Below are 19,882 nucleotides of genomic sequence, written 5' to 3'. Positions count from 1 at the left end.
TGAAATGGTCAATATCGGTAAAGCTTCTGCTCTGTCTTGTTCTGTTTGCGAGTACAATGGGCATCGGTTTGGGAAGCAGTGGAGGGCGAGTCGCCGAAGCGGCAACAGACAATTACAGATTTGATTTTGGTTCGGGTGCTGTTGAGAGCGGTTACACAGGCGTGTCCGCAGGAGATGCCTATACATCTACGAAAGGTTATGGCTTCAACACACCTGCACAGATGAGGAATGTGTCTGCCTCAGGAAGCGGGGTTAAGAGTGACGCTGTGCAGTTTCTGACTTACGGCACGAAGAGCACCAATACCTTCAATGTGAATCTGTCCAATGGTCTCTATGAGGTCAAAGTGGTTCTGGGCAATACAGCCAGAGCGAGTGTGGCTGCAGAAGGTGTCTACCAGATCATTAATATGACAGGCAACGGGGCAACGGACCAATTTCAAATTCCGGTGACTGACGGGCAATTAAACCTGCTGGTTACGGAAGGAAAGACAGGCACCGCCTTCACACTTAGTGCACTCGAAATCCGGAAGTTATCCAATCAGACCGTTACCAACCGCACAATCTACATTGGTGGGGATTCAACAGTCTGCAATTACTATCCGCTGGGTAGCAGTGTACAAGGAGGTTGGGGACAGCTGTTTCCGTCCTATGTGAACAATTCCACCTTCCAGGTTCGCAATATGGCGGCAAGTGGTCAGTTTGCGAGAGGATTCCGCGATGATGGTCAGATGGAAGCGATTCTCAAGTATATCAAGCCGGGAGATTATTTTATTTTGCAATTCGGAATTAACGACACCAATGCCAAGAACAATACAACAGAGGCGCAGTTCAAGGAGATTATGCGGGATATGGTGCGTCAGGCAAAGAACAAAGGAGCAACGGTCATTCTCTCTACGCCTCAAGGCCGGGCAACGGACTTTAATTCAGCCAATGTGCATCAAGCGGAGAACCGCTGGTACAATCAATCCACCCGTGCACTAGCTCAGGAAGAGGGAGTCACCCTGGTTGAACTGAATAAGTTAAGTTCTGCCTATTTCACGTCCATTGGTCCAGCGGCAACACTTGGTCTATATATGACAGGGGATAGTCTGCATCCGAATCGTCAAGGCGCTGCGGAGCTTGCGCGTATTGTGGCTGCGGATCTGAGAAGACAGGGACTGAATGGTTTCTGACTATACTACTTAATCTGTCTGTATAATCAGTGTTTGATATGATCCGTGTATGAAAATAAAAAATACCCCCAGGACGTACCGCAAAACGAGCGGTTGATCCCTTGGGGGTATTCGTTATGCCTAGGCTTGGGATTATTCCATCATATCCTTGGCCTCATGGTTCACCTTTTTCCCTTTTAACAAAGGTTCCAGTTCATCTTGAACGCTCTGCTCCCACAGCGGTACATCTGTGCGATAGGCGGCCCGTCCGTTCAGATGTCCGGCCACCGGAGCCGTGATGAATACAAACAGGATACCAAGCAACAAGCGGGCACTGATATAGTTATCGAAGTACCAGAAGTAGAAAAATGTAGCGCTTAATACACAGAATACTCCAAGTGTCATACTTTTGGTTGCGGCATGGGCTCTCAGATATACATCAGGCAGACGAATAAGTCCGAATGCACTGAGTGCACTGAGTAGTGCACCGAGCAGTACGAGTAGACCTATAGCGGTTTCAGTGGTTACTTTAACGATCTCCATCATTTTTGAATACCGCCCCCCGTTCGATATAACGTGCAAATGCCACTGTACTTAGAAAGGCCAGAATACCAATCAGCAAGATGATATCCAGATAGGCTTGGGTTTGCAGCATCATCGACAGAACGGCAACGATGGCAATTACATTGATACCGATGGTATCCAATGCTGTAATCCGATCAGCCATGGATGGTCCCCGCAGCACCCTGTACAAGCAACCTAGTATGGCTAAGGAGAGGATGAGCAAGGAGATGAACAACAGTGAGGATAACATTAACGCGTCACCTCCATAATTGCTTTTTCGAATGTATTTTGGATATCATCTCTCATTTTCTGTTCATCCTTGATATCCAGTGCATGAATAAACAGTTTGCGTTGATTACCCGAGATCTCAAGCGGAAGAGAACCTGGTGTCAATGAGATGAGTAAGCAGAGCAGAGTAACCTCCCAATCCGAGGACAATTGAGTTTTATACGTAAAAATACCGGGCCTTATATCGAGCTTGGGCTTGATAATCTGGCGTATAACCTCAATGCTGGCTCGCACCAGTTCCTTGAACAGCAGTGTAATCAGTTTGAAGATGGCCCAGACCCGCACAATATAGAAGCGCTGGGGGAAAAATCTGCGCATTCCCCCGATGAGAAGCAGTCCAAGCAGGTAACCTATGAGAAAACCAACACCATTCCAGGCATTGTTCAGAAACATCCATACAAAAGCAATGATAAGATTCAGTACAATCTGAAAGGCCATAGACATCTACTCCTTCAATACGGCATCAATATAAATATTGGGATGCAGTAGAATATCGCCTGCGCGGGAGGTCAATTGGAACATGCCTTCAGCCCCCACACCCATTACGATGATGAATACAAACAGAATTCCGGCAGGAATCAGCAGGCCGTTCACCGCGTAAGGGCGTCTTGTAACCCCGGCAGGCGGTTCGCCCCAGAACGCTTGTATGAAGATGCGTAGTACCGAATATAACATCAACAAGCTCGAAAGCACCGCAATGCCGGTAAGACCATACAAGCCTGCCTGCAAGCCTCCTTCAAAGAGAAGCAACTTCCCTGGAAATCCACTGAATGGCGGCAAACCTGCCAAGGCAAGTGCGCTAATGAAGAACATCCAGCCGAGCAGTGGATAGCGATGGATCAGCCCACCCATGTTATCGAGTTTTGATGTTCCGGCAACAGCGATCAAGGCACCGCCGAGCAGGAAGAGCAATGTTTTGATCAACATATCATGCAGCATATAGAAGAGCAGCCCCTCCAGTGCAGGACGACTGGCCGAAGCCATACCAAAAGCGACAAAACCTACACCTGCGACCACGTTGTAAATGAGAATTTTGTTCACATCGCGGTATGAGATCGCACCAATGACACCAAGGACCATCGTTGCACCAGCCATCCATCCGATCAGTGTATGGAAGAAATCAGGATCATGATAGAAGATCAGTGTGAATGTTCGCACAATTGCGTACAAGCCAACTTTGGTAAGCAATCCTGCGAACAATGCAGTGACGACAGCAGGTGGTGCCGCATAAGAGCCCGACAGCCAGAAGAACAGGAACAGTCCGGCCTTGATGCTAAATACGATTAGGAAGAGTACGGCAATTAAGGTAATGACCCCGCTCTGTCCCACTTCAGCAATTTTTACGGACAAGTCTGCCATGTTCAATGTGCCAGTAATAGAGTAGAGGAAGCCGATGGAAGCGACAAACAGTGCTGAAGAAACGATGTTAATCAAGACATATTTAATCGTTTCACGTAATTGTCTTTCCGTACCTCCCAATACGATCAGTGCATAGGAAGAGATGAGCATCAGTTCAAAGCTGACAAACAAATTGAACAAATCTCCGGTTAGAAATGATCCATTAACTCCCGCAATCAGGAAATGAAAGAACGGATAGAAGTGGTGCTCTTCCCGCTCCTTGTTCACACTGCGGAAAGCATACAGTAGACACGCCAGTGCAATGATGGAAGCGGCTACGACAAGTAGCGCCGACACCATGTCAGCAACAAGCACAATACCATAAGGAGGTGCCCAACCGCCCATATTAAGCGTTAGAACTCCAGTTTGAGTCACACGAGTAATGAGTATGGTTGAGACCGCTGCTGTAAACAAAAGTCCGATGACACTAATGATCCGCTGGATATTTGTTTTCCGGAAAAAGAGCAAAGTCAGAACGCCTGTAATTAAAGGCAACAGAATCGGCAGAACGACGAGATTATTCATATGGGCGCCCCCTTACTTCTTCCATATCGTCTGTTTTTAACTTCAGATAAGAACGATAGGAGAGAACAAAGAAGAACGCAGTGAGGCCAAAATTAATAACAATTGAAGTTAGTATCAAAGCCTGAGGAAGTGGATCGACATAACGTTCAGCCATCTCCCCAAGCAGTGGTGGTGCCCCAGTTTTGAGACGTGACATGGTGATCAAGAGCAGATGCACGCCATGGGTTAGTATGGACATGCCAAGTACGATGCGGAGCAGGCTCCGCGACAAGATTAAAAAGACGGCAACCGCAAACAGAATGCCAACGGCTACACACATCAATATTTCCATATCAGCGATCCTCCCCGATCTGTAGAATGATGGTCATGGTGACACCCAGGACAGCGAGATACACGCCAAGATCAAACAGCATGGCCGTGGCGAGTTCTGTCTCTCCCAGCAAAGGAAGTTCGAAATAGCCGAAGGTTTGACTTAGGAACGGGACTCCGAATATAAATGAACCCGCACCCGTAAGTAACGCTATACCCAATCCGATCCCTGTGAGAACACGGAAGTCAACGGGTAACGCTTTGCGTATTGTATCAGTAGTGAATGCCAGGGCAATCAATACGAGCGCTGCCGCTGTTACCAAGCCGCCGATGAAACCTCCGCCCGGATTGTGGTGACCTGCAAAGAAGAGATGCATGGCAAACGTCAGAATGATGAACACAACGACCTTGGTGGTCGTTTGCAGCAATACATCATTACTCTGCAAGGGAACAGTATCCCACGAGGATGAGCTGCGTTCCCGGTTACCATATTTTTTCGTATTGTCTGTTTCATCATCCAGATCGGGCTCGGAATCCTGACTTTCGTCCTTCTTACGGAACTTCAAGCGGGCTCCGAGATCTTTTGCTTCGAGGTTCAGATTAATCATGGAGTAGATGGACAATGAAGCAACCCCAAGCACCATAATCTCCAATAACGTATCGAAGCCTCGGAAATCCACCAATAACACGTTCACGACATTTTTACCACCAGCCGAATCATAGGCTTCCTGAAGGAAGAAAGTAGAAATGCTGTCGAGTGATGCTGTTCCGCTTGCAGCCAGTGCCACAAAAGTCATCACGATTCCGACTGCAATCGCTACGATCATATTCACCGTGAGATAACTGCGGCTTGATTTGCCACGTTGAAGCTCAGGCAGATGGTAGAAGCAGAGCAGGAACAACGCAACGGATACCGTCTCAACAATCATCTGTGTCAACGCCAGATCCGGCGCCCGGAAGAGTACAAACAGCAGGGTTACGAGGTAACCAACCGCTCCGGTCATAATGACTGCCGACAATCTGTTCTTGGCAAAAGGAATTGAAACTGCAGCGCCGATGAGCGTGACTAGCAGTACCACCTCATAGAATGAGTAAGGTGCATTGCCCTGCAGATTCCAGGTAATATTTTCTCCTGAACGGAAGAAGGCATAGACCAGCAACGCGACCGTGAATGAGAAAATGTAAACGAGATAATTACGAACCGAGCCATTCATATAGGCTTCCGTCCATTTGCGTGCATAATGCTGAAGATTATCCAGCACGACATGGTACATATTGTTAATTGTTAATCCTTGTGGATAATGCTCATAAATATTCCTCCATCGTGGCAACAGCTTGTAGAGAGTGATTCCGAGAATCACAACTCCGATCGTCATAATCAGTTCCGGAGTCCATCCATGCCACAGAGAGAAATGTACATCGAAGCGCTCATTCCCATTTAAGAGGGATGGAAGCACAGCGGCCATTGCCGGTTCAATCAGTGATCCGGCCAGCAGATTCGGGAAGAGTCCGAATACGATGACAAGAACACCTAGAACAACAGGCGGAATGAGCATGCCAGCGGGCGCTTCGTGTAGCTTCTCGGCAGGGATCTCGCTTTGGCTACGACCGAGGAATGTTTTGAACACGATAATAAGCGCATAGATCAGGGTAAACACACTTGCAAGCCAAGCGAATACCGGCAATAGAACACTCCAGGACCCAAGTCCAAAGATTCGCAGATGCGTGACTTCTACCATCGCCTGGAAGAATAACTCCTTGCTCAGGAATCCGTTGAACGGCGGAATACCCGCCATGGCAAGTGAACCGAGCAATGCCACGGTGAATGTAATTGGCATGAATGAAGCAAGTCCACCGAGCTTCCGAATGTCACGTGTACCCGTTTCATGATCGACAATGCCTACGACCATGAACAGAGCGGCCTTGAAGGTCGCATGATTAAACAGGTGAAGCAGCGCAGCGGTTATTGCCACGGTATACATCGCAGAGGATTCGCCATATCCGAAGTAGAGAGCAGCAGATCCAACCCCTAACAGGGACATGATCAGACCAAGTTGAGAGATGGTCGAATAGGCGAGAATCGCTTTGAGATCGTTTTTTTTCACCGCCAGGAATGATCCATAACACAAAGTTAGAAGACCAACGCCAGTAACCAGCCAGAACCAGAGTCCCTCTCCACCGAAGATTGGTGTGAATCGGGCCACAACGTACAGTCCGGCCTTGACCATGGTGGCTGAGTGAAGATAGGCACTAACAGGTGTGGGAGCTTCCATGGCATCCGGCAACCAGATGTGGAACGGGAATTGAGCTGACTTGGTGAAAGCTCCAATCAGGATCAAGATAAGTGCGGGTAGAAATAGCGCGCTTTCCTGAAACTGACCCAATCCTGCAATGGTTGCACGAATACTGAATGTTCCGGTAATGAGATACATCATCATGAATCCGGTAAGCATGGCGAAACCGCCAAATACCGTAATCAGGAATGATTTTTGTGCACCTGAAGTCGAGGCTTTACGTTTGTAATGAAATGCAATCAACAGGAATGACGTAATACTGGTCAATTCCCAGAATCCGTAGAGCACGATCATATTATCAGACAGCACCACGCCCAACATGGCTCCCATGAACATCAACAGATACAGGTAGAAACGGTTCAGCGCTTCTTTCATATCCATGTAGAAGATGGAGTAGAGAACAACGAGGACACCGATTCCGGTGATTAGCAGTGTCAGCATGAGGCTCAGACCGTCCAGATACAGGTTAAATCCAATGTCCAGTGAAGGAATCCATGGGATATTTCCAGATACGGTATTGCGCTGTGACACAGCGGGTATGAGACTCGCAAAGTATACAAATAATAGTGCCGGAACAAGGAGAACCGGCCATCCCAAATGTAATTTACGGAAGAAACGATGCAGCGTGGCAAGAAGAATGCCAGCGGCAAAAGGCAGAATAACAGCAACATGAAGCAGGCTCAACATTACACCCCCAATGTTTAGTAGTTCGATTACTCTCTCTGTGACATACAGGCGCATGATCCTTTGAAGGATATGCTTGCTCTCTATATTCATAACCCAAGTATGTATATACAGAATCGTGTCTATTCTTTGAATGGAAGAAACACGGTGAAAATTTCAGTATAATATTGTATGGGGATGTATAATAAATAAACACACAAGTTCCGATAAATATGAAAACGATTAGGGCGTGTCTGAAACTCCGAAGAAGCAGATTTTGCCGAATTTTCGTTCCAAGCCAGGAAGTTTTCCGCAGGCGTGCCGGGGCACGTCAAGGGAAAGTGACGCAGCAGGGGGCGAAAAGGCGGTAAAAGATGCACTTCAGCGAGTTTTGAGACACGTCCGAGGTGACATTCCGTGTACTCTTTACAGCATAGTTATGTTGAAAAGCAAGATGGTTTCACCGTGTAATGGAGGAAGTAATGTCATTCAAAATTAGAACTGTGCTTACAGTCATCTTCGCTGTGTTATCCCTGCTGGTTACTCTGACGATTGGGTCTATTTTTAGCCAAAAGTCATTTGTTGCTGTAGAGACTGAGATTGGTCACTCGCTTACAGGCACGGCCTCACAGGCTTCAGACAAGCTGGATCGATTCATGTCCGCTCGCGCGGGTGAACTGGACCTGCTGGGCCGGATGGTTTCGTTGGAAGATGGATTCCAACCTGATGAGATTCAGATGCTGCTGGATCAGTTACAAGATAGCTTTCCCTCATTCTCATGGGTTGGATTCATGAACCCAAAAGGAAAAGTGTTAGCTGCCACGGATGGTATCTTGCTTGGGGAAAATTTATCGGAGCGACCTGTGTATCAGGAGGGAATCAAGGGTAAATTCATTGGAGATGTGCATAATGCAGTACTTCTTGCCAAGCTGCTTCCGAATCCAACGGGAGAGCCGTTGCAATTTGTCGATATCAGTTTTCCGCTGAAGGATAGCAAAGGACATATTCAAGGTGTGCTCGCTGCACATTTAAGCTGGGAATGGGCGAAGGAAGTCGAGGAATCCGTTCTTGCCCCATTGAAAAGGGAAGAAAAAGACATTGAGTTCTTTATCGTGAGCAAAAAGGAACATACAGTGCTGCTGGGGCCGAAGGAATGGGTTGGTAAACCGTTGGTACTGCCCGGCATCGAAGAGGCCCAGCGCAACAAAAGCAGTTGGTCCATTGAAAAGTGGCCTGACGGTAATGAATATGTGACAGGGTTTGCCTACAGCCAGGGTCATCTGGATTACCCCGGATTAGGCTGGACCGTAGTCATTCGTCAAGTCAAGTCTTCTGCCTTTGCTTCTGTGTTTGACCTGATGTGGTTTAATGTGTGGTCTGGACTCGCCGTTACCGTGCTGTTTGCACTGATTGGCTGGTTTGTCTCACGTCTGATCTCTTCCCCACTAGTGCGTCTTACCAGAGTAGCCAATCGACTGCGTGCAGGGGAAGAGCTTGAGATTCCTGCGAATAAGGGGATAAAGGAGATTGAAGTGTTGTCCCGTTCGCTTCGGGATATGCTGACCTCTCTTATGAATAAAAACTCAGAGCTCGTCGTGATGCAGAATCTGGCGCATTTTGATCAGTTGACTAGTCTGCCGAATCGCACTGCTCTTGAAGTGTATCTGGAGGAGTCTCTGGAGACCGAAAGTGAAAATCACACGCTGACTTTTCTCTATCTGGATCTCGATGGATTCAAACGGGTCAACGATACACTTGGACATCAGACTGGAGATGTGCTGCTACAGAAAGTGGCCCAGCGACTGTCGGCTCTTGGTCAGGAGAAGGGTATAACAGTCCGATTGGGCGGAGATGAATTCCTGATTGTACTTCAGTCTGTTGGAAGTCATCCGAGGGAAGAAGCCATGGCTTATGCAGAAGCCATCATTCAAAGTCTGAACAAGCCGTTTATTATCGAATACGAGCGAATTCGAATTGGATGTAGCATTGGAGGTGCTGAATATCCAACCAACAGCGACAACCCAAGTGAGATTATTCGGATGGCGGACGAAGCTTTGTATGAGTCCAAACGTGCAGGTAAGAACAGAATGACATTTTATTCCGAGTTGAAGCAGGATCGTTAGCGTATAATAACAATAGCTGGGTTATCCCAATTACCTTTGTGCGAATGTGCGTATAGACAAGGAGGGGTGAAATGTCTGGAAATCATACATCTGTACCTTATGGTTATGAGCCACCTGCGGCCAGCCGTAAAGGCACACTGACTTTTTATGACTCGTTTGAACATGTGACGGATGAGCAACTCGAGCGCGCTGCTGCAACGGTGGATACCCGTTCATTCATACAGCTTGTGCTGTATCCTTTACATGAGAGCACGTTCAAACGAATAAGCAAGGATACAATACAGGCATATTACAAAAGAGAAGACCGCCTGCATGATTGGCGGCGGGAACATCCAACTTCACGTATACGTGTGGAGGGGCTTGAGGGCAAGAGAAAGAAATATACACCTGTGGATAGCGCGTTGCGCCATATCACTGCGGAATATCCAGCCCCTCACTTTCTATACTTGACGATAGAGATGGCGAATATGTTTGCTTCATTTGATTCCTTCAAGGATTGGATCAAAGAGCTGCGTCTCATCATTGACGGATCGTCCGAATACCTGCATCCCAGGCTGGAGCAAAATCGTCATCGCTGGGAATGGGCGGAATGATGTACAGACATAGTTGCAGGTATGGATTTAGAGAGAAGATCGGCTAATTGATCATAAGCAAACCCAAAAAAAGTTGTGTTGTACAAACCGGAATTCCGGTGTACAGCACAACTTTTTTATTTATATTTTCTCTACGAAGGAGACGGAGTCAGATCAAGTGATGTTACGGTTTTATTTTTACCTGTTCGTTTGGCGGCATACAGACAGGCATCCACTTCCTCGAACAATTTGTCTTTGCTTAGATTAGGACTGTAGCTTTTGAGACCGATACTCACCGTGATGGAAGCTCCTTCAAGTTCCAGATGGCCCATCAGGGCAATCTTCTGACGAATCTGTTCCACCAAGGCATAGGCCTGCTTGAAAGATTGCTCAAACATCAATATGGCGAACTCTTCGCCCCCGTACCGTGCTGCAATATCACTTGAGGTAATCGTTTCCTGAATGATCAGGGACACTTTCTCCAGAATGATGTCTCCAACCCGATGACCATACGTATCATTAATGGATTTGAAGTCATCAATATCGATCAGGGCCAGATGCAAACTCAAGCCACTGTTGGCATACTCAAATGCTTTTTCGTAATAATCCTTGAATGAGCTTTGATTATAAAGGTTCGTTAAACCGTCAGTTTTGGACTGTTTGGTCATAATGGCATTTCGCACAATAAGGTCCTGCTTGGCAACCATACTGGCCTGAAGATCTTCCAAAACTTCAACGCCGCTGGTTACGATAACCTGTGCTACATATGTACCAAGGATTAGAAAAGCCGGAATGGATACCATGTCAAATGAAGACAGGTACAACCGGTAGGCCGGATCGAACAAAACCAGAAGGTAACCAATCATCTGCATCAGAAAGACAATCCAGACTCTTTTTTTACTGAAGAACAGTACCGAAGCAAAGATGGGCAACAGACAGATTGCTAATATAATCCGAATGTCATAATTGACATGAATAATCGTCCAGGCGATAACCGTGCTGGCTATAGACATGGTGTAAAAGGAATATGAACTGAAGCGCCGATCAACCCAACTTGCGAACAAAATGCATGAACTGCTGACGGCCGTAGGCCAGAAAAGCACATTCATCAAGAAATCTATCGGTGTGCGCTCATACTCCAGAAACAGGAAACAGCCAATCTGAATGGCGAAATGTGCAATGATAACAACCCAGTAGGCATGGAGCATTTTTTGAATCCATTTGGAATGTTTGAACTCGTATTCTGTTGGAATATGGCTATTGCGCGTATGGAAACCTTTCATATATCACCGCTGACTGCATCATAATGGTACGACAGAATTACTCTCGTATATGATGATTATAAATCACAATGAACAAAACGCAAATGTATTTAACTGTTATGTGAGAACAAAACTCACAGAAGTTTCGAGTTGTCACAAACTTTTTATGGAGGACAAACAAAACTCAACGATACACTCATAGACTATATACATGGCTCCGTTCCATATGTAGGAAATCATTGATGAAGGGGAGGTGATCTTCATTCCTCTTGTCGTTCGTTCAACCGTTAATGCTACGGGAGCAATTACATTTACAGGAAATACGCTTGGACTGAGTCGTTCGGAAACAGCGGGGGTACCCGGAACACAGGACAGTATTGGAGGTTTTATCACAACCAACACCAGCCTCCAGTACGGCACCTATCCACTGGGAACGACAAGCCTGTATCAGAGCAACAGTTCAGCAGCCATTCTTACGCTGCCGGCTGGAAGTACCGTTCTGTATGCAGAATTGATCTGGGGCGGCAGTTACATCAATGGTACAGTCAATCTGAGTGCTGCCATCAACAATCCGGTTACGTTTATTACACCGGCAGGGACTTCCAGTGTTACCCCCGATCCACTTACCTACAATCAATTTGATCTTGGGGGCGGTGCTGCTGGCTATGTACGTTCCGCCAATGTGACGACACTTGTACAAAATGGGGGAGCAGGTACATATATCACCGGAGCAGTAGTAGGGACTATTGTTATTACAAATGATTCCACGGCCAATCATGCGGGATGGACACTTGGAGTCATTTATCAGAATCCCAATCTGCCTTTTCGCAACATGTCTTTGCGTGCAGGAGGCGTACTCGTTCAATCCACTTCACCACCTGTCGTTACCACATTGACTGGATTTGCAACGCCCCTTTCCGGTGTACTGGGAGGAAGAATACTGTTCAGTGCGCAGGAGGGCGACGCGAACCGGACCGGTGACCAGGCATTATTCGGGCCAACCTCAGCTACATCGGTTGCTTTGTCCGGGCCCAATAATCTAGCTGCGAACTTTTTTGCTTCTCAGATTAACGGAGATACCGGAGCGCTTAATACAACAGGAACGTTTGGGACACGAAATCAGATCAACGGGGCTCCAGGCACCAATATTATCGGTGGACGTCAAGGCTGGGATATTACCAATGTGGATGTTTCAGCAAGGTTGATCAATAACCAGTCATCTGCGGTGTTGACATTAACCACCTCGGGGGATGCCTACATTGTCAACGCCAATGCAATTCAAGTTGATATTAATGCACCCAAGATCACATTGGCTAAGGCAACGGTCGCCGCCGGTGCAGTTGCCGGGGATAGTATTTTATATTCGGTTACCGTTACCAATGCAGGCACTGCGAGTGCGGCCAGTGTTGTTTTATCCGATTCACTTCCTGCAGGTCTTACCTTTATTCCAGGCAGTGTCACTGTTGCAGGTGTATCCCGTCCAACACTTGATGTGACGGCAGGCATTCCGCTGGGTTCGTTAACTTTATCCAGCAGTGTCGTTGTAACCTATCGAGCACTCATCGGTCAGGATGCAAGCATCCTGCAACTGGTGAATTCGGCCAATGCAGCCTTTACCTTTCAAAGCGTAGCAGGGGGGCCGGTCATTACCGGAGTTATTCCGTCCAATAACTCCACCCTTCCTGTTTATTCGCCAAACCTGTCCATTGTGAAATCGGCGAGTACCACCAATGCCACGGTGGGTGACCTGGTAACTTATACACTCCAAGTGAACAACGGAGGGAATGTTGCTGCCAACGTTACATTGAGGGATAACATTCCAAGTGGTAGCTCATATGTAGCAGGCAGCTTTCGTCTGAATGGAAATGTGATTGCTGGCGCCAATCCGGTTACCGGCGTTAATCTGGGGAGCCTTGCGGCAGGAAGTGCCAATACCGTGACCTTTCAGGTACTTGTAACAAGCTTGCCGACACCGCCGACTCTTGTGGATCAGGCTACGGCTTCTTATTCCTTCAATTCACCTGATGGTCGGACGATCACGGGAAACATCGCCTCGAATACCTTAACAATCCCGGTAACCTTGCCCAATGTGACCACGGTAAAATCAGCATCAGTCACCGATGTTGCTGTCGGGGAGACCTTCACGTACACCGTAGTTACTACCAACAGCGGTATTCAGGTGATTAACAATGTGGTACTTACAGATGCGCTCCCTGCTGGAATAACTTTTGTTCCCGGCAGTGCAACCGTAAGGGGAACTGTCGTACCGTCTGCGAATCCGAGCAGTGGTATCTCTATTGGGACATTGGCGGCCGGAAGTTCTGCAACGGTGACGTTTCAGGTGAATGTGCAGTCCCAGCCTGCTTCGGGTTCGTTAGTCAACCGAGCGGTAGTATCGTATAGCTCAGGTGCGTTCACGGGTATTTCCAACTCCAATTCCATTACAACCCCTGTATACCAAGCTGTTGTTGGTATCAACAAGTCGGCAAGCCAAACCAATGCGACACTGGGGGATCAGATTGCATACACACTTGTGGTCACGAACAGTGGAAACATAGCGACTCAAGTAAATGTGACCGATACGATTCCAGCGGGACTGACGTTTGTCCCGGATTCGGTAACCGTGAATGGTACTGCACGTCCTGGAACCAGCCCATTAACCGGAATAACACTGGGCAGCCTCCTGCCGGGAGTTACGGCTACGGTGGTGTTTCGCGCTACACTCACCACACTTCCGACTCCCCCGACACTGGAGAATCAAGGGACAGCAAGTTATACGTACCAGCTTCCAAGTGGAAGGAATCTCTCAGGCAGCAGCTTATCCAATATCGTTCGTATATCTGCATCGGCTCCCAATGTTTCTATTAGTAAAACAGTAAATACACCGGATGCGACAGTAGGAGATGTGCTTACGTATACCGTTGTTGCAACAAACGCAGGAATTAGTGCAGTACAAAATCTGGTGATTTCGGATGCACCATCCGGCTCTGAATTTGTCCCGGGTAGTGTCACGATTAATGGATCTGCTGTTACAAGCGCAAGCCCCGTTGCGGGAATAGCAGTGGGTACATTGAATAGCTCAAGCAGTGTAACTGTGACCTATCAGACCCGAGTGAATTCTGTTCCACCCACGGGTTTGGTTAGTAACCGGGCCAATGCAGCATTTACATCAGGCAGTTTTAATGGTGTTTCTTCTTCCATATCAGTAAATACCCCCATATTTCTGCCAGTGATCCAAGTGGTGAAGTCAGCAAGTACAACAAGTTTGACGGTAGGCGATACGTTTAATTACACCATCCAAATTAACAATACAGGTAATATAGCTGCAACGGTTACCTTGACTGATCCCATTCCAGCAGGAGCAGTATTCAGCACAAATAGTGTCATTATTAATGGCGTACCTACACCTGGGGTCAGCCCGGAGATAGGAATCAGTCTAGGAGAGATTGCTGCGGGCTCAGGTGCAACAGTCACCTTTGTTGCGACGGTTACCAGTTTGCCAGATGCAAGACAGTTAATTAATCAGGCGGTTGCTTCGTTTGCCTACACGCTGCCAAGTGGGAGAACGATTGCCGGTCTCTCGTCATCAAACACCATCACTATTCCAGTGTCTCTACCCAATGTTACGATTGTTAACAGTGACAATGTAGAGTACGGCGTAGTCGGGGATGTCATTCGATACACATCTGTTATTCGTAATAACGGCACAGTAGCCGTTAATAATGTGGTATATGTCAATCCTCTTCCTTCAAATACCCCATTTGTACCCGGAAGTGTCATTGTGAACGGGACTTCGTTCCCGCTCTCCAATCCGACAGCCGGCATTCCAATCGGTACGTTGGCTCCAGGAGCCGAGGTTACCGTAACTTTTGAGGTGACGATTACCATGCCGATTCCTTCACAGATTAACAATCAGTCGACGGTCAGCTTCACATCCGGTTCATTTTCAGGGTCATCATCGTCCAATACGACTCAGACTCCGGTCATACAACCGCAGATTTCACTTGTCAAAACGGCAAATACCGTCAATGCAACCGTAGGTGATACGGTTGTATACACGGTAACGGTTAGCAACACAGGCAATCTGGAGGCAAATGTTACAGTGACAGATACCATTCCAGCTGCGACTACTTTAGTAGCTAACAGTGTTGTGGTATCTGGTGTACCCCAACCTGGAGCGACGCCAGCAGCTGGCATCCCGGTAGGCATTGTAGCAGCGGGGGCGACGGCTGTTGTCACGTTTGCTGTTGTTGTGGATTCCCTTCCATCTCCGCAGCAGCTTAGCAATTTTGCTACATCATCCTTTACCTTTACACCTCCAGATGGGCGGACGTTGACTGGCTCAGCCACTTCGAATACGCTCACGTTCCCGGTCTCGTCACCAAACGTCGCTGTTGTCAAAAGCACAGCTTCCACTGCGGCTACGGTAGGCGATACGGTGACCTATTCCATTCTGGTGACTAACAGTGGAATTGCACCAGTGAACAATATTCAGTTTTCGGACCCGATTCCAGCCGGAGCCTCCTTTGTTACAGGTAGTGTCACAGTGAATGGGGTTGCGCAACCTGGAGCCAATCCGGCAGGTGGGATATCCCTTGGGACATTGGGGCCCGGAACGTCCGCAACGGTCACGTTCAGTATCCGTGTCGACGCGATCCCGCCAAGCAATCAGTTGAGCAATCGCTCTACGGTCAGTTTTACCTCAGGTACATTCTCAAGCACAACCTTTTCAAATACCGTGGTCACTCCGGTGTACCAGCCTATTCTTTCAGCACAAAAAACAGCCAGTACACAAAACGCTACCGTTGGGGATACGGTCAGCTACACGATCACCGTGAGCAATCAGGGAAACTATGGAGCCCAGATTAACTTGACAGATAACCTTCCAGCCGGAACCATCCTTGTTCCAAATAGCGTTATTGTGAACGGTCAACCGCTGCCAGCAGGAAGTCCGGCAACCGGCATCCCCGCAGGCAATGTGGCTCCCGGAGCTACGACCACCATTACCTTTTCAGTAGTTGTTGATACGCTGCCAAGTCCGCAACAACTGGTGAATCAGGCTACGGTAGCTCTATCATATACATTGCCGGATGGGCGGAACATCACGGGGTCTGTTCTATCCAATGTGCTGACCATTACTGTATCGGCACCGGATGTCGATGTCGTCAAATCCACAACTTCAACGGCGGTATCTGTTGGTGATGTCGTAACGTATAGCATCGCTGTAACCAATAACGGAATTGCAACGGTGAACAATGTGGTTTTCACGGATGCATTGCCGACAAGTACCGTTCTTGCGCCAACCGGCGTGTTTGTCGATGGTGTTCTGCGCCCTGGTGCCAATCCTTCTACGGGAATAACACTTGGTTCCATCGCACCTGGTGTTACGGTAACCGTTGTATTTAGTGTGCAGGTTACGGCGCTCCCGGCAAGTGCAGTGTTAAACAATCAGTCCACGGTCAGCTTTACATCAGGTACTTTCTCAGCGACCACATTCTCCAATACAGTTACAACTCCGGTCTATCAACCTATTCTGTCGGCAGTGAAAACGGGAGATCAGACGATAGCAACGGTAGGGGATACCGTTGTGTACAGCATCGCCATCTCCAATGCCGGGAACTATGGGGCATCCGTCACGTTGACCGATACCATTCCAGCCGGAACAGAGCTTGTTCCAAATAGCGTTATTATTAACGGGGCTTCTGCACCAGGTGCAGATCCGGCTTCGGGTATTCCGCTTGGTGTCGTTTCTACAACAACTCTAGTTACCTTCTCCGTTGTGATTGTGACATTACCTTTGAGCCAGTCCATCACCAATCAGGCTTCTGCTACATTTTCGTACACATTACCTGATGGAAGAACACTTGGAGGCACGATTACGTCCAACGCACTCAACATTCAAGTATCTGCTCCGAATGTCAGCGTTGTGAAGACCACTCCGGTGATTGATGCTGTGGTGGGCGATACGATTGTATACGAGATGGTTGTGACCAATGAAGGAATTGACCCGGTAAACAACATTGTGATCACCGATCCGATCAACCCAGCCACTACATTTGTTACAGGCAGTGTTCTGGTGGACGGCGTCCCACGTGCCTTGGCCAACCCTGCGCTGGGCATAGCCCTTGGTAGTTTGGCACCTGGAGCATCGATAGCGGTATCGTATGCAGTTCGGGTCAATACACTGCCAACACCACCACAAGTGAGCAGTCAGTCTTCCGTAAGTTTCACATCGGGTGTTTTCTCGGGAGCAGCGTATTCCAATACGGTTGTAACACCAATCTATCAGCCGATTATTGCCGTAACCAAAACAGGGAGCACTTCCAATGCAACGATTGGTGACACTATCACCTATTCTTTTGCCATTAACAATAGCGGGAATCTTGATGCAAATTTGACATTAACGGACAATATACCGAATGGAGCCGTACTGCTTCCCAACAGTGTTCTGATTGATGGTGTTCCACAGCCAGGTGCCAATCCGGAGACGGGTATCGTTGTGGGTACCATACCGTCCGGAGGTACGGTTATTGTAACGGTTACCCTCGAAGTGACTGTAGATACGTTGCCGCAGGATCAGCAACTGGTTAACCAGGCGGTGGCCAACTATACATTTAGTCCACCCGATGGCCGTCTGTTGACGGGCACCGTATCTTCGAATGTTCTGGTTATCCCGGTATCTGCACCAAATGTTGTTGTTGCCAAAAGCACAAGTGCCATTGATGCTGTTGTTGGTGATGTAATCACCTATACGGTTGTAGTAACTAATAGCGGCATTGAAGTGGTGAATAATGTGGTCATGGTTGACCCGGTACCTGTCGGTACAGTATTTGTGCAAGGAAGTGTTACGGTGGATGGTGTGCCAAGACCAACAGGGAATCCGAATACAGGCATCACGCTTGGTTCGATTGCTGCGGGTGCTTCCGTTACGGTTACATTCAGAGTAGAGGTTGTGGTGATATGAGCCAATCTTCCGGTCCGTTGTCCCACTGGCTAAAGAATCAGTCCCTGGTTCGATTCAGCTCGGGTGCGACTGAACTGGAACAGGTATCTTATTCGAATACGGTTGTAACACCGTGGATCGGCCCCAGGCTTGAAGTCAGAAAAGTGTGCAATGTCACGGAGGCTGCCTTGGGGCAGTCTCTTATCTACCGTGTTGAAATTGTTAACACCGGAAATCTTACGGCCGTAGTGCGCCTATTGGATCAGCTATCTGCAGAGACGGCACTGCTTCCCAACAGTGTATTACGTGATGGTATTCCGTTACCGGGAGCATCACCGGAGAGAGGATTGCCTCCAGCTGAAATCGAGCCCGGAGCCACGTTGCGATACCACTTCCAAGTTGTAATATTGCGTTTACCTGAGACACTGAAGCTGTTGAATCAGGCACAGGTTAACTATGAGTTTTTGACACCGGAAGGCAGAACGGTTACAGGTATGGAACAATCCAATATCGTGGAGGTCAATCTGGTCTCATCCCGGCTGGAGATCTCCTTGCAGGCGGATCACATCTATACCTTCTCAGGGGATATTGTCATGTACACCGTCATCGTGAGCAATCCGGGTTTTATTGCGGCCACGAATGCCCAAGTAACGATTTCTTTGCCACAGGGTATTGTTTTTATACCTGCGAGTGTCATCGTAGATGAAATGTTTGCGCCACAAGTAACGCCTGATACGGGCATACAACTTGGAGAGATTTTGCCCGGAAGCTCAATTAGGATACAATATCGGGTTCAGGTTATGGGGGGAAGCGATGCAAACGGAATATCAAGTTTAGCCGTACTGGCGTATATTTCAGCAGGACAGCAGGAGACGGTCTACTCCAATCAGGTTACCCTGGAAGTGATACAGCCCCAGGTCTCTGTGGTGAAAAGTGTGCTCCCGGTAACGGCCACATTGGGTGATGCCGTCCAATATAATATTACCGTCTCCAATGCAAGCAGTTATGCGGTGGATGGAACTCTCCTGGATGTAATGCCAACAGGTGTGACATTTGTTGAAGGCAGTCTGCGCTGGAATGGGGTTAAACGTCCCGGAACCAATCTGGTTAAAGGGCTTAATCTGGGGACGTTGACAGCCCGTTCGGTTCTGAATATTCAGTTCGAAGCGAAACTTCCAGATCGAGATGAATCGATGCCTGAGGACTACAGGTATGTGAATCATGCTAGCCTGATGTATACATTTCGATTGCCGGATTCACGGTCAGTGCAGCGGATGATTACATCCAATGAAGCTGTGGTCGAATTAAAAGCGCCGATAATTCAGGCTTATGTTCAAGTGACACCCACATTGGTCGAGCAGGGAGGTACCGTCACTTTTCAGGTACGTGTGGGGAATACGGGCAATTTGCCGGCACGTGTACAACTTGGGAGCATTTTACCTGAGGGTGCCAGATGGCTTGGGCAAGCTACGGGTGAGATCCAATTGAGCATATCAGAGTATTCTACACCACGGGTTCTGCATGTGGGCGTGATTGAGCCTGGAACGGAAAAGAACATCTCGTATGTAGCGCAGTTAGCTTCTGAGAAGGCGGGGACGCTGCAAGGAGACTTGATTGCCAGGTACACGTATGAATGGAATGGACAAAAACGGGCTGGAGAAACCCGATCGAATGAGTACAGCATCATTGTGGAGTATGGAGAAGAATAGGAGGTATCACGGTTAACGGTAAATTGCCTGAGGAATTTGCTCATTCTGGATGCCATGAGATTACACGAACGTAAATGAATG

12 protein-coding genes are annotated in these 19,882 nt (G+C 48.0%); 5 read left to right on the top strand and 7 right to left on the bottom strand.

Annotated features, from left to right (window positions below; genetic code table 11):
• Window positions 1–56: 56 nt before the first annotated feature.
• Window positions 57–1,172: a GDSL-type esterase/lipase family protein gene (locus tag NSQ38_RS23050; RefSeq protein WP_339790667.1), complete on the top strand. Its 1,116-nt coding sequence runs from the start codon at window positions 57–59 to the stop codon at window positions 1,170–1,172.
• Window positions 1,173–1,304: 132 nt separating this feature from the next.
• Here NSQ38_RS23050 and mnhG read toward each other — a convergent pair whose 3' ends face one another.
• The 6 genes from mnhG to NSQ38_RS23020 are packed head-to-tail and all read right to left on the bottom strand — an operon-like array spanning window position 1,305 to window position 7,213.
• A complete protein-coding gene (gene mnhG / locus NSQ38_RS23045; RefSeq protein WP_074094788.1) occupies window positions 1,305–1,697 on the bottom strand; it encodes a monovalent cation/H(+) antiporter subunit G in 393 nt (130 codons plus the stop codon).
• The gene (locus NSQ38_RS23040; RefSeq protein WP_017688855.1) at window positions 1,681–1,965 is read right to left on the bottom strand and encodes a Na(+)/H(+) antiporter subunit F1; all 285 of its coding nucleotides are present in this window, start codon (window positions 1,963–1,965) and stop codon (window positions 1,681–1,683) included. The genes mnhG and NSQ38_RS23040 overlap by 17 nt, the downstream gene beginning before the upstream one ends.
• Window positions 1,965–2,441, bottom strand: coding sequence for a Na+/H+ antiporter subunit E (locus tag NSQ38_RS23035; RefSeq protein WP_036608718.1), 477 nt, complete (start codon window positions 2,439–2,441; stop codon window positions 1,965–1,967). Before NSQ38_RS23035 ends, NSQ38_RS23040 begins: the two co-directional genes overlap by 1 nt.
• 6 nt (window positions 2,442–2,447) lie before the next feature.
• Window positions 2,448–3,926 (bottom strand): Na+/H+ antiporter subunit D, encoded by a 1,479-nt coding sequence (locus tag NSQ38_RS23030; RefSeq protein ID WP_339784188.1) that lies wholly within the window; start codon window positions 3,924–3,926, stop codon window positions 2,448–2,450.
• On the bottom strand, window positions 3,919–4,257 hold the full coding sequence (locus NSQ38_RS23025; protein WP_036670645.1) for a Na(+)/H(+) antiporter subunit C: 339 nt from the start codon (window positions 4,255–4,257) through the stop codon (window positions 3,919–3,921). Before NSQ38_RS23025 ends, NSQ38_RS23030 begins: the two co-directional genes overlap by 8 nt.
• A gap of 1 nt (window position 4,258) precedes the next feature.
• Window positions 4,259–7,213, bottom strand: coding sequence for a Na+/H+ antiporter subunit A (locus tag NSQ38_RS23020; RefSeq protein WP_339790664.1), 2,955 nt, complete (start codon window positions 7,211–7,213; stop codon window positions 4,259–4,261).
• 461 nt (window positions 7,214–7,674) lie between these two features.
• On the opposite strand from NSQ38_RS23020, the gene NSQ38_RS23015 reads away from it, so the two are divergent.
• Window positions 7,675–9,315: a diguanylate cyclase gene (locus tag NSQ38_RS23015; RefSeq protein ID WP_339784187.1), complete on the top strand. Its 1,641-nt coding sequence runs from the start codon at window positions 7,675–7,677 to the stop codon at window positions 9,313–9,315.
• Window positions 9,316–9,386: 71 nt separating this feature from the next.
• Window positions 9,387–9,908: a hypothetical protein gene (locus NSQ38_RS23010; protein ID WP_339784186.1), complete on the top strand. Its 522-nt coding sequence runs from the start codon at window positions 9,387–9,389 to the stop codon at window positions 9,906–9,908.
• A 131-nt stretch (window positions 9,909–10,039) separates the two neighbouring features.
• On the opposite strand, the gene NSQ38_RS23005 is transcribed toward NSQ38_RS23010, so the two are convergent.
• Entirely contained in the window at window positions 10,040–11,170 is a 1,131-nt protein-coding gene (locus NSQ38_RS23005) for a GGDEF domain-containing protein (protein ID WP_339784185.1), read from the bottom strand.
• 232 nt (window positions 11,171–11,402) lie between these two features.
• Here NSQ38_RS23005 and NSQ38_RS23000 point away from each other — a divergent pair, with 232 nt between their 5' ends.
• Both NSQ38_RS23000 and NSQ38_RS22995 read left to right on the top strand, forming a co-directional pair.
• Entirely contained in the window at window positions 11,403–18,113 is a 6,711-nt protein-coding gene (locus tag NSQ38_RS23000; RefSeq protein ID WP_339784184.1) for a hypothetical protein, read from the top strand.
• A complete protein-coding gene (locus tag NSQ38_RS22995; RefSeq protein ID WP_339784183.1) occupies window positions 18,110–19,801 on the top strand; it encodes a DUF11 domain-containing protein in 1,692 nt (563 codons plus the stop codon). Before NSQ38_RS23000 ends, NSQ38_RS22995 begins: the two co-directional genes overlap by 4 nt.
• Window positions 19,802–19,882 lie beyond the last annotated feature (81 nt).

Origin of the sequence: Paenibacillus sp. FSL R7-0313 (assembly GCF_037969885.1) — a bacterium.
Classification (GTDB): Bacteria; Bacillota; Bacilli; order Paenibacillales; family Paenibacillaceae; genus Paenibacillus.
Note: the sequence above shows the minus strand (reverse complement) of the source record. Positions and strands in the feature narration are given on the sequence as shown.

Bases quoted from the DNA above. Each gene is read 5' to 3' on its own strand.
- NSQ38_RS23005 (WP_339784185.1), bottom strand. From the start codon at position 11,170: ATGAAAGGTTTCCATACGCGCAATAGCCATATTCCAACAGAATACGAG.
- NSQ38_RS23010 (WP_339784186.1), top strand. From the start codon at position 9,387: ATGTCTGGAAATCATACATCTGTACCTTATGGTTATGAGCCACCTGCG.
- NSQ38_RS22995 (WP_339784183.1), top strand. From the start codon at position 18,110: ATGAGCCAATCTTCCGGTCCGTTGTCCCACTGGCTAAAGAATCAGTCC.
- NSQ38_RS23015 (WP_339784187.1), top strand. From the start codon at position 7,675: ATGTCATTCAAAATTAGAACTGTGCTTACAGTCATCTTCGCTGTGTTA.
- NSQ38_RS23025 (WP_036670645.1), bottom strand. From the start codon at position 4,257: ATGGAAATATTGATGTGTGTAGCCGTTGGCATTCTGTTTGCGGTTGCC.
- NSQ38_RS23050 (WP_339790667.1), top strand. From the start codon at position 57: ATGGGCATCGGTTTGGGAAGCAGTGGAGGGCGAGTCGCCGAAGCGGCA.
- NSQ38_RS23040 (WP_017688855.1), bottom strand. From the start codon at position 1,965: ATGTTATCCTCACTGTTGTTCATCTCCTTGCTCATCCTCTCCTTAGCC.
- NSQ38_RS23030 (WP_339784188.1), bottom strand. From the start codon at position 3,926: ATGAATAATCTCGTCGTTCTGCCGATTCTGTTGCCTTTAATTACAGGC.
- mnhG (WP_074094788.1), bottom strand. From the start codon at position 1,697: ATGATGGAGATCGTTAAAGTAACCACTGAAACCGCTATAGGTCTACTC.
- NSQ38_RS23035 (WP_036608718.1), bottom strand. From the start codon at position 2,441: ATGGCCTTTCAGATTGTACTGAATCTTATCATTGCTTTTGTATGGATG.